2 pseudogenes are annotated in these 13451 nt (G+C 43.4%); both read left to right on the forward strand.

Going from position 1 to position 13451, the window contains the following annotated elements:
- Window positions 1–129 precede the first annotated feature (129 nt).
- A pseudogene (locus AC5590_RS20830) lies at window positions 130–6743 on the forward strand (amino acid adenylation domain-containing protein).
- A gap of 120 nt (window positions 6744–6863) precedes the next feature.
- A pseudogene (locus AC5590_RS20835) lies at window positions 6864–13448 on the forward strand (amino acid adenylation domain-containing protein).
- The last annotated feature ends 3 nt before the right edge of the window (window positions 13449–13451 follow it).

Here is a 13451-nt window from a genome sequence, read left to right on the forward strand (position 1 = left end):
CGGGTTTCTTGCAAATCACTCAGCCTAAAAACATTAATATTTCGTTCAGAAACCCGGTTTTTTAGGCTTACCTTGGAGAGTGCATTCTGGTCAGTAGAAGAACCTTATTGCAAAAATATCTGGCTTATGTTGAAACAATGTATTCATCAGTTATTTGAAGCCCAAGTTGCGCGAACTCCGCAAGCAATAGCTGTGGTATTTGGGCAGAAGGAACTGACATACCAGGAATTAGATTTTCAAGCTAACCTACTCGCTAATTATCTACAAGAACTCGGGGTAGGAACTGAGGTACTAGTCGGAATTTGTCTGGATCGCTCCTTAGAAATGATAGTGGGTTTATTGGGGATTCTCAAAGCTGGAGGAGCATATGTTCCTCTAGATCCTGCTTATCCAGCAGAAAGATTGAGCTACATGGTACAAGATGCTCAAATTTCTGTGTTAGTAACGCAAGAAAAATGGTCTACTTTAATATCTGATTATTCAGGACAGGTAATTTGTTTAGATAGCCAACAAGATGAAATTTTTCACCACAGCGATCGCGTAGCGTTCCGCAGGAATCGCCCTCTTGTTAATACAGTAAAACCTCATAATCTGGCTTACGTCATCTACACATCAGGGTCAACTGGAAAACCAAAAGGAGTGATGATTGAACATCACTCGTTGGTGAATTTTACCCAGATGGCGATCGCACAATACAAGATATCTGAGTGTGAGAACCCTACGGGTACGCTTCGCGAACGCATTCTCCAGTTCAGTTCGATGAGTTTTGATGTCGCCGCCGAAGAAATATATCCTTGCCTGAGTTGTGGTGCAACTTTAGTCCTACGAACTGAGGACATGATAAACTCGGTCGCCTCATTTGTACAGCAATCTCAAGATTGGCAAATCACTGTGTGGGATTTACCCACAGCTTACTGGTATTTAATAGTCAATGAATTAGCTACTGGTCAAATAACATTACCCGAATCATTACGCTTGGTGATTATTGGTGGAGAACCGGTACTGCCAGAACAAGTTAAGATGTGGCTCAAGTGTGTAGGCAAATTTCCTGAGTTGATTAATGCCTATGGACCTACCGAAACTACCATTGAAGCTACACTTTGCTCTTTATCAAGTTTGAGCACCACGCAACTTGAGGGAACAGCAATACCTATTGGTAAGCCAATGGGAGAGAATATCCACGTCTATGTATTAGATCAAAATCTGCAACCAGTCCCGACGGAAGTAATTGGAGAAATATACATTAGTGGTGCTGGATTAGCAAGGGGCTATTTCAACCGTCCAGAATTGACTACAGAAAAATTTATTGAAAATCCTTTTGACAATTCCAAGTTATATAAAACTGGTGATTTAGGACGGTATCTACCAGACGGCAACCTAGAATTTGTAGGACGTATTGACTATCAAGTAAAATTTAACGGCTTCAGAATTGAACTAGGAGAAATAGAATCTGTCCTCAATCAACATCCCCAAGTATCTCAAAGCGTAGTCATTGTTCGCGAAGATTCCCCTGGAAACAAACGTTTGGTAGCTTATCTTGTTCTCCATCAACAGATGGAGATTACTCTCACAACTGTGGAAAGCTTCCTTAAATACAAGCTACCCAGTTACATGATACCAAGCGTCTTGATTTCTTTAGAGACTTTACCTCTTACTCCCAATGGGAAAGTTGATCGTCAGGCACTTCCCATCCCCGATCCCATACGTCCCCACCTCCAAGAAGCCTTTCTCGCCCCGCGTAACGCCCAAGAAGAAACTCTAGCAGAAATTTGGTGTCAGGTTTTCGGATGGAAACAAATCGGAGTCAATGACAATTTTTTCCAACTGGGTGGTCATTCTCTCATCGCCACACAAATTCTGTCTCGGATACGAGACGTTTTTCAAGTTGAGCTATCCTTTAAGCAACTCTTGGAAAATCCGACGATCAATGACTTAATTCAGGTCATTAAACAACAACAATTAAAACAGCCATCACCCCAAGCTAAAATTACGCCAATTTCCAGAAAGGGTTACTTAAGAGTTTCCTTTGCCCAAGAACGGGTATATTTCATTGAGCAATTAGCACCCTCTATGAGTGCTTACCAATTTCAAGAGAGTTTGCGCTTTCAGGGAAATTTGAATATACCTATTCTTGAACAAAGTCTCAGCGAAATTTTACGCCGTCATGAGATTTTTCGCACCACATTTCCGGCTGTAGAAGGAAGCTAGTACAAGTCATTCACCCTCCGCAACCTGTCAAATTAGAAGTTATAGACCTCCAAAGTGTTTCCAAATCTGAACAGGAAGCCGAAGTTCAAAGATTAACAGACATCGCAGTTCAAAAACCATTTAAGATTAGTGAATTACCTTTAATTCGTTGGACATTATTAAAATTAAATCACCAAGAACATGTGTTAGTTCATGTTGAACATCACATGGTTCATGATGGTTGGTCATTCAATTTATTTTTGCGGGAATTATTAACACTATATCAAGCCTTTTCTGAAGGAAAACCCTCACCCCTAGCTGAACCCTCGCTTCAGTTTGCAGATTTTGCCCATTGGCAGCGACAGTGGGTGTTAACGGAGGAAGCACAAGCCCAACTAAACTATTGGCAACAAAAATTATCTGGCAGTCCTCCTTTACTAGAATTACCATTAGATCGCCCGCGACCAGTCGAGCAAACTTACCAAGGCGGAATGCTGCGGATGGAGCTTCCTCTTGATGTCTGCGAAGCCCTAAGAAATATGGGTCGTCAAGAAGGGGTAACTTTATTTATGAGTATGTTTGCGGTGTTCGTGACCATGCTCTACCGCTACACGGGACAAGAAGACCTTTGTGTAGGATCTGGAGTCGCTAATCGACGTTGGCGGGAAACAGAAGGGTTGATTGGCATGATTGTCAATAATATTGTTCTCCGCACAGATGTTTCCGGAAACCCCACCTTTCGAGAACTTCTGGCTCAAGTGCGTCAAGTAACTTTAGAAGGTTATGCTAACGAAGACTTACCCTTTGATAAGGTTGTAGAGATTCTAAAACCAGAGAGAAATCTCAGCTACAATCCCCTATTTCAGGTGATGTTCAGCTTCCATGATGCTCACCTACCTGAATTGCGTTTACCAGGGTTGACCATTAAACAGCATGAAACACTCAACAATAAATCAGCCAAATTCGATCTGGATATTGTTGTTATTCCCCGTTTTGAACAACGAGTAGGACGTAATTCCCAAGACAAAGCCAAGGGAATCGAAACAGAGGGCATAACTCTTGTGTGGGAATATAACAGCGACCTCTTTGATGCTGCCACCGTCGAGCGGATGATGGCACAGTATCAAATATTGCTAGAAGGGATTGTGCCTAACCCTGATCAACCCATTTCGCAGTATCCCTTACTAACGTCCGAACAGCAGCAGCAATTATTGGTTGAGTGGAACCAGACGAAAACAGCCTATCCTGAAGGGAAATGTATTCATCAGCTAGTGGAAGAACAGGGAGTTTTGACCCCTGATGCAGTAGCAGTGGTATTTGAGAACCAAAAACTTACCTATCAGGAATTAAATACACAAGCTAATCAACTTGCTCACTATCTGAAAAACTTGGGAGTAAAACCCGATACATTAGTCGGAATCTGCATTGAGCGTTCCTTAGAGATGATAGTGGGACTTTTGGGAATTCTCAAAGCGGCTGGTGCTTATGTACCCTTAGACCCCGCCTATCCAGCACAACGATTGACTGAAATCATCAACGATGCTCAAATACCAATTTTGGTGACAATGCAGCAATGGGCAACCCTGGAAGCTGAACATCCCCTACAAATGGTTTGTTTAGATACTCAAAAGGACTTGATTGCTGCGAACCAGAGTCAAGAAAATCCTGTACATGAGGTCGCACCCAGTAACTTGGCGTATGTTATCTATACATCAGGTTCCACAGGCAAGCCCAAAGGGGTGCTGATTGAACATCGATCCTTGGTTAATTTTACGCAAGCAGCGATCGCTCAATATAAAATAACAGCAAGCGAACGCGTTCTTCAATTTGCCTCAATTAGTTTTGATGCTGCCGCCGAAGAAATCTACCCTTGTTTAAGTTGCGGTGGGACACTCGTGCTGCGTACCGAGAAAATGTTGCAGTCTGTGTCTGCGTTTATACAGCAGTCTCAACAATGGGGATTGACAGTATGGGATTTACCAACAGCTTACTGGCATTTATTGGTAAGTGAATTAACCAGTGGAAATTTATTATTACCTGAATCATTACGACTGGTAATTCTTGGTGGAGAGCGAGTGCTACCAGAAAAAGTTGCAATGTGGCATCAAGTGGTGGGCAATTATCCGCAGTTAGTTAATAGTTATGGCCCAACTGAAACCAGTGTGGTTGCAACTTTATCTAAGTTGTCAGACAACGTCCTTAATCATCAGGAAGTTCCTATTGGCAAACCCATTAATAATGTTCAAATCTATGTGTTAGATCAATACTTGCAGCCCGTTCCTATCGGAGTACCAGGGGAACTCCATATTGGCGGTGCAGGTGTAGCGCGGGGTTACTTGAACCGTCCAGAATTGACATTGCAAAAATTTATTCCCAATCCCTTTGACAATTCAAAATTGCGTAGCGTTGCGAGCAAAGCGACGCAATCTCAAAATTCAAAATTATATAAAACAGGAGATTTAGTCCGTTATCGACCTGATGGGAATCTGGAATATTTAGGGCGGATGGATTCTCAGGTGAAGATTCGCGGTTTTAGGATTGAACTTGGTGAGATTGAAACAGTTTTAAATCAACATCCGCAGGTTGCTCAAGCTGTTGTCATTGCCCATGAAGAAAATCCTGGCAATAAGCGTCTTGTAGCTTATATGGTGGGAAATCAAGGACAAGTACAAATTGACGAGATCCGCCAATTCCTCAAACAGAAGTTGCCTCCCTACATGGTTCCTTCTGCCTTCGTCCCTTTGGATCAGTTACCGATGACCCCTAATGGTAAAGTAGACTATCGTGCTTTGCCTGCCCCAGATACTGCTGATAGAAATGTAGAGGTAGGATTTGTTGCTCCTCGAACTCCCACAGAAGAAAAGTTAGCCGCTATTTGGGCTGAAGTATTAAGACGACCAAATATCAGCATTCACAACAATTTCTTTGAGTTGGGTGGCGATTCGATCATCAGTATTCAGATGATTTCTAGAGCAAATCAAGCCGGGTTACAACTAATTCCAAAACAACTATTTCAGCATCAAACCATTGCCGAGTTAGCCACTGTTGTAGGCACAACCAGTCAAATAAAAGCCAACCAGGGGGTAGTCACGGGTTCAGTACCGCTAACACCCATCCAGCATTGGTTTTTCGAGCAGAATTTTCCGGATGCTGATTACTTTAACCAGTCAGCTTTACTAGAAATTCCATCAGGGACAAAACCAGAGTTATTAAAACAAGCGGTGCAACAATTATTATCGCATCACGATACTTTGCGTTCGTGCTTTGCACGTCTCCCCTTGGGAGAATCGCGATTTGTTCTAAAAAGCGTTGCTCCGCAACAGATTAACGATCCACTCCCAGAAACAGTGCCTTTCACCATTGTGGATTTGTCCGAACTTTCTCCCGAAGCACAACAAACCGCAATCAAAACAAAAGATGCTGAACTTCAAGCCAGCCTGAATTTGTCATCAGGAGAAATTATAAAAGTCGCGTTGTTTAACCTGGGAATCAATCAACCAAGTCAACTACTAATTATTATCCATCACCTCGCGGTAGATGGCATCTCATGGCGACTTTTGTTGGAAGACTTAGCAACCGCTTATCAGCAGCTTAACCGTGGCGAAGCCATCAAATTGCCACCTAAAACAACTTCTTTTCAAGAATGGGCAAATAAGCTACAAGCATATAGTCAATCAGAAACCCTTGCTGCAGAACTTGATTACTGGTTATCTCAGTTTGAGGGTAATATTGTTTATTTACCTAGAGATTATTCCTTAGCTAAAGAAGAAAATACCATAGCTGCAACTAATTCTCTAACTCTCTTTTTAAATGAGGATGAAACCCGCGCCTTGTTGCAAGATGTTCCCTCTGCTTACAACACACAAATTAACGATATTTTGTTGACTGCGTTGGTACAAAGCTTTAGCCAATGGACAGGAGAAAATTCCTTAGTTGTTGATCTAGAAGGACATGGACGAGAAGACTTATTTGAGGATGTAGACTTATCCCGTACCGTCGGCTGGTTTACTACTTTATTTCCTGTGCAATTAAAACTGGCTTCTGTTGAACAGTTAGAAGAAACTTTAAAATTAGTTAAAGAACAACTGCGTCGCCTACCTAAACATGGTATTGGTTATGGTATTTTGCGATATTTACATCCAAATCCGGAAGTTAAACAGAAATTCCGGAATTTACCTCAAGCAGAAGTTAGTTTTAATTATTTAGGTCAATTTGACCAAGTTCTGTCTGCTTCTGCGATGTTCGGAGCCGTTAAAGAATGGAAATCAGAACAGAGTAGGCGTGGAAATCGCAGCCATCTCTTGGCAGTGAGCGGATTAATTCACTCAGGAAAGTTAGAAATGGAGTTTGCTTATAGTAAGAAAATTCACAAACGATCCAGTATTGAAAGGTTGAGTTTTGGATTCATGGAAGCATTAAAAACCCTAATAACTCACTGTCAGTCAAAAGAGTCCCAAGGCTATACGCCTTCTGACTTTGCTGCTGCCAAACTCAATCAACAACAACTTGACAAATTCCTAGCCAAAATCAACAGAAAAAAACCAGGAGTTAAGTGAATTACTGGTAGACTTGAATTGAACAATTGCAAATCTCAAATCTCAAATCTCAAATCTCAAATGATTCTGTCTGCTGCTTGATCCCAAAGATGAAATATTGATGTCCATTGAATTAAGTTTATGCAAGAAATAGTGGTTGGCTATACTCATTCTGTTGATGATTCTTCTGCCTTAACTGAGCAGGAGCGACATAAAATATTGGTGGAATGGAATGATACAACGGTAGATTATCCTAAACATTTGTGCATACATGAACTATTTGAAGCACAAGTAGAAAAAACTCCAGACAATATTGCTGTCGTCTTCGATGAGCAGAAACTTACTTATCAACAGTTGAATCACCGAGCCAACAAAATAGCACATTATCTGCAATCTTTGGGTGTAGGGACAGAAGTACTAGTAGGGATTTGCGTTGAACGTTCTTGGGAAATGGTAGTGGGAATGTTGGGAATTCTCAAGGCGGGTGGAGGATATGTGCCGCTAGATCCAACGTATCCCAAAGAGCGTTTATCGTTTATGCTGTCAGATTCACAAGTGCAAGTACTGTTAACCCAGCAAAAGTTTGTTGAAGAATTTTCTGAAAGCGGGGTGAAGACGGTTTGTTTGGATAGGGATTGGGAAGCGATTAGCCGCCAGAGTCAAGAAAATCCTACTAGCGATGTGACGCCTGAAAACCTGGCTTATGTGATTTATACCTCCGGTTCTACAGGAACACCAAAGGGAGTCGCTGTACCGCATCGGGCTGTCAATCGGCTAGTATGCAATACCAATTACGTGCAGTTTACAGCTAGCGATCGCATTGCCCAAGCTAATAATGCTTCCTTTGACGCAGCCACTTTCGAGATCTGGGGTTCTCTCCTGCACGGGGCTAGGCTGGTGGTGATTCCTCAGAATGTTGTGCTTTCGCCCGAGGATTTTGCCGCGTGCATCCACGAACAAAAAATCAGTGTATTATTCTTGACCACAGCCTTATTTAATCAGTTAGCGAGTATTGTTCCCCAAGCATTTAAAGACCTGCGATACTTGCTATTTGGTGGTGAAGCTGTAGATCCCAAGTCAGTTCAAGCAGTTCTGAGAAATGGATTGCCACAACGATTGCTACATGTTTATGGACCGACTGAGAGTACAACATTCTCTTGTTGGTACCTTGTGCAAGATGTACCAGAAGGGGCAACAAATCTCCCAATTGGTCGCCCGATATCTAATACACAAATATATATATTAAACTCCAAACTTCAACCAGTCTCTATTGGTACTGCTGGTGAATTATATATTGGTGGCGACGGCTTGGCACGAGGCTATCTCAATCGCCCAGATTTAACCGAAGAAAAATTTATTCCCAATCCCTTTGGCAATTCAAAATTATATAAAACAGGTGACTTAGGCCGCTATTTACCAAATGGTAATATTGAGTTTTTGGGTCGAGTCGATCATCAGGTAAAGATTCGTGGCTTTCGTATTGAACTCTTAGAAATTGAGGCGGTTTTGAGTCAACACCCGGATGTATCTCAGGCAGTGCTAATCGTCCGTGAAGATATCCCTGGTGATAAGCGGCTTGTTGCTTATATTGTCCTTAATCAAAAACTGGAAGCGATGCCCGCGGCGGGCTTTGCCTACGCTACTACTTTAAAAAGCTTCCTGGAAGAAAAGCTGCCCAATTACATGGTGCCAGCAGCCTTTGTGATTTTGGACTCCTTGCCCCTCACGCCTAATGGCAAGGTGGATCGTCGGAACCTGCCCGCCCCTGATCGCACACGCCCCGATTTGGAAGCAACCTTTGTGGCACCTCGTAACCCAATTGAGGAGAAGTTAGCGGTCATCTGGGCGGAGTTACTAGGACTTGAACAAATTGGAGTCAATGATAATTTTTTCTATCTGGGTGGTCATTCCCTAATTGCAACTCAGATGCTTTCTCGCGTGCGCGAAGTTTTACCGGTCGAGTTATTCTTTCACCAAATCTTTGAAAACCCCAATATCGGGAGTCTAGCTCAACTTATCGCTCAGGGTGACAAAGAACAACAGTGGCAACGTCCTGCCATAGAACGAATTCCCCATGAAGGACTCTTGCCCGTCTCCTTTGCTCAAGAGCGAGTGTACTTCATCCAGCAATTAGCGCCGGAAAATAGTGCCTACCAATTCCAGGCAACGATGCGATTTCGAGGTCGGCTTGATGTCACAGTCTTACAACAGTGCCTCAACGAGATTGTACAGCGTCATGAAATCTTTCGCACGACTTATCCAGCGATAAATGGGCGGCTATTTCAGGTCATCAACCCACACCAACCAATCAGTTTCACAGTAATTGACCTCCAGTCATTCCCGGAATCTGAGCAAGAAGCTGAGGCTCAAAAGCTAGTTGAGGCAGAAGTGCAGCAGCCCTTTGACATGAATCAACTACCCCTTGTGAGGTGGGTTTTATTAAAGTTGAGCGATCAAGAACATCTATTGATCCACATTGAGCATCACATGGCTCATGATGGCTGGTCATTCAACGTGTTCTTGGGTGAGTTAGTGGAACTGTATCAAGCCTTCTGTGCGGGTAAACCCTCCCCACTAAATGAACCACGCTTGCAGTTTGCGGACTTTGCCCATTGGCAGCGTGAATGGGTAAAAACCGCAGCAGCCCAAGCCCAATTAGCCTACTGGCAACAAAAGTTATCAGGCAGTTCACCCCTGTTAGAATTACCATTAGATCGCCCGCGACCGACAGAGCAAACTTACCAAGGCGATCAAATTAGGATGGAACTTCCCATCGACTTGTGTGGATCTCTCAGAGTTCTCAGTCGTCGAGAGGGGGTGACCTTATTCATGACGATGCTGGCAGCTTTTCTTGTCATGTTGCACCGATACACTGGGCAAGATGATATTTGCGTTGGGACTGCTGTTGCCAATCGACGGATGCATGAGATAGAAAAGTTAATTGGCATGATTGTCAATAACTTGGTTTTACGCACCGATTTGTCCGGTAATCCCACATTTCGGGAGTTACTCGGCCGAGTGCGCCAAGTGACAATGGAAGCTTACGCTAACGAAGACCTACCCTTTGATAAAGTGGTGGAAGTTCTCAAGCCAATACGCAACCTGAGTCACAATCCCCTGTTTCAAGTGATGTTCAGCTTCCATGATTCCCCAATGCCGGATTTGAGTCTCCCAGGCTTGGACATCAGCTTGCATGAACCCATCAGCAACAAATCCGCCAAGTTTGATCTGGATTTCCTGGTCATACCGCGTTTTGAACAAAGCGTGCAGAACGGTGCTAAAACCGGAGCTAAGGGAATTACCCTAGTCTTAGAATATAACAGCGACCTTTTTGATGCTGCCACAATCCAACAAATGCTAGAGCAGTATCAAAAATTGCTAGAAAAAATTGTAGTTCATCCAGAACAACAGATTGGTAAATTACCTGTATTAACGCAATATCAACAAAACTTGCTGGTGGAATGGAATCAGACTTATAGGGAATATACTCAAACAGAGTGTATTCATAAGTTGATTGAGTCTCAGGTAGAGTTAACGCCCGATGCTGTAGCTGTAGAGCAGGATGGTCAACAATTAACCTACCGCGAATTGAGCGATCGCACTAACCAAATAGCCCACTATCTGCAAACTTTGGGAGTCAAACCAGAAACCCTAGTTGGTATCTGCGTTGACCGTTCTCTTGAAATGATTGTTGGCTTACTCGGCATTCTCAAAGCGGGTGGTGCTTATGTTCCCCTTGACCCCGCTTATCCCAAAGAGCGACTAGCTGACATTCTCGCAGATACGCAACTAGGCATTTTGCTGACGCAAGATAAATTCCAAAATAAACTGCTAAATTATACCGGAAAAACAGTTTGTTTGGATACGGACTGGCCAGTAATCGCGCCACACAGTACAGCCAACCCGATTAGTGACGTTCAACTTAATAATCTTGCCTACATTATTTATACCTCTGGTTCTACGGGTAAACCCAAAGGAGTGATGATTGAACATCGGTCATTGTTGAATTTTGTCATGACCGCTACTCATGAATATGGAATTAATGCGGCTGACCGCATTCTCCAATTTGCGTCTGTTTGCTTTGATACATCTATTGAAGAAATCTTTCCTTGTTTGTGTGTCGGTGCAACCTTAGTGCTACGCACCGAAGAAATACTGCACTCCAGCGACGAATTTTGGCGATGTTGCGACCAATGGCAGTTAACTGTTTTGGATCTGCCTACAGCATACTGGCATCAGTTGGTAGCGGAACTTACTCCTCAAGACTCCCGAGTTCCTGAAAGTTTGAGAACTGTGATTATTGGGGGAGAAGAAGTTCAACAGGAAAAAGTGAAGCATTGGCATAGTTGCGTGGCTCATATCCCCCATCCACCGCAATTATTTAATAGTTACGGACCAACTGAAGCAACGGTTATCACCACCCTACAGTACCTCAATTCCTCAGCAGTTACTTCCGTTTCGATTGGACGACCTATAAGCAATGCTCAGGTTTATGTTTTAGATAAATATCTGCAACCTGTACCTGTAGGAGTTCCTGGAGAACTGCACATTGGTGGAGTTTCCTTAGCTAGAGGGTATTGGCAGCGTCCTGAACTTACGGCAGAAAAATTTATTCAGAATCCGATTCCTTATGCAACCTGTGACCGACTCTACAAAACAGGAGATTTAGCAAGATTTCGAGCAGATGGCACCCTGGAATATCTCGGTCGAGTTGACAATCAGGTGAAGATTCGTGGCTTCCGCATTGAGTTGGGAGAAATTGAGACGGTACTACGTCAACATCCACAAGTATTGCAAGCTGTCGTCATTGCACGCGTTGACATTCCCGGACAAAAGCGGCTTGTGGCTTATGTCGTACCGCACCAACCGCAACCAACTATCGATGATTTGCGCCATTTTATCAAACAGAAACTGCCTAATTATATGGTGCCGTCAGCGTTTGTGTTGCTAGAAACGTTGCCGATGACTCCCAACCAAAAGGTAGACTATCGTGCTCTACCAACACCAGAATTTTCTCGCAGTATAGAAGATAAATTTGTTGCTCCGCGCACACTTGCAGAAGAGAAATTGGCGGCAATCTGGTCGGAAGTCTTAAGACTAGAAAAAGTCGGCATCCACGAGAACTTTTTTGAACTGGGCGGAGACTCTATCCTCAGCATTCAGATAATTTCCCGTGCCAATCAGGCGGGTATCCAAATTGCTCCTAAACAGCTATTCAAGTACCAAACCATTGCTGAGTTAGCTGTCGTAGCAGGTATAACTCGCCAAGTTAAAGCAGAACTTGGGTTAGTAACAGGATTAGTGGCGTTGACACCAATCCAGCAGTGGTTTTTTGAGCAGAAGTTGCCTGAACCTCATTACTTTAACCAGTCCACCATGTTGGAAGTGCCGCCAGAGTTGACACATGAGCAATTGCAGCAAGTTATACAACAATTGTTACTACATCATGATGCTCTGCGTTTGCGGTTTGTGCAACAAGGAGAAAACTGGCAGCAAATTTACGCCGCTACCCAGGAAAGTGTACCATTGAGCGTCATCGATTTGTCGCACCTTTCGCCAGAAGAACAGCAAACAGCGATGAAAGCTAAAGATGCTGAACTACAGGCTAGTTTGGATTTATCTACTGGATCAATCGTCCGAGTGGCACTGTTTATATTGGGCAAGAATCAACCAGGTCGGTTGCTGTTCATCGTCCATCACTTAGCAGTAGATGGCATCTCGTGGCGAATTTTGCTCGAAGATTTGGCTACTGCTTACCAGCAAATCAGCCGTGGCGACGCTATTAAATTACCACCGAAAACAACTTCCTTTCAATATTGGAGCGATCGCCTAACAGAATATGGACAATCAGAGGCGCTCGCCACGGAATTAGATTACTGGCTCAGTGAGTAAAATTTTAAAGTTACTGCCTTGCCAGTTGACTATCCTTCAAATAAAGAAGATAACACCGTAGCCTCAACCGCTTCTGTGTCACTTTCTTTAACTGAAGAACAAACCCGCGCCCTATTGCAAGATGTACCCTCTGCCTACAATACTCAAATTAATGATGTGCTTTTGACTGCCCTAGTACAAAGCTTTGCCCAATGGACGGGAGAACGTTCTCTGCTGATTGATCTTGAAGGTCATGGACGAGAAGATTTATTTGAGGATGTGGATTTGTCGCGCACTGTAGGCTGGTTTACCACCTCATTTCCCGTTCGGTTACAGCTAGAAGAAGATGACGATCCAGGAGAGGCTTTAAAGTTAGTCAAAGAACAACTGCGGCGTATTCCCAACCGGGGCATTGGTTATGGTGTACTGCGATATCTGAACGAAAACGCCGCAATACGTACAAAACTACAAGCGCTACCCCAAGCACAAGTGAGTTTTAACTACCTTGGTCAGTTCAATCAGCTTAGGACATCTGACGTGTTGGGTTTGGCTAAAGAATTGAAAGCTGAACAAAGCTTACTCAATAAGCGCAGCCACCTGTTAGGAATAAGCGGCTTGATTCGCGCAGAAAAATTAGAAATGACTTGGGCTTACAGCAAGAAAGTTCATCAAAGAACTACCATTGAGCGTTTGGCTTTGGGGTTTATGGAAGCATTAAAAACCCTGATTGGTCACTGTCAATCACCTGATGCGATCGGTCATACTCCTTCTGACTTCTCAGCAGCCAAACTGAGTCAAAAACAGTTAGATAAATTCTTAGCCAAAATCAACAAAGACAAAACCAAGAAGAGGTAGTTT

Source organism: Brasilonema octagenarum UFV-OR1 (genome assembly GCF_963888615.1).
In the GTDB taxonomy this organism is placed as follows: domain Bacteria; phylum Cyanobacteriota; class Cyanobacteriia; order Cyanobacteriales; family Nostocaceae; genus Brasilonema; species Brasilonema sennae.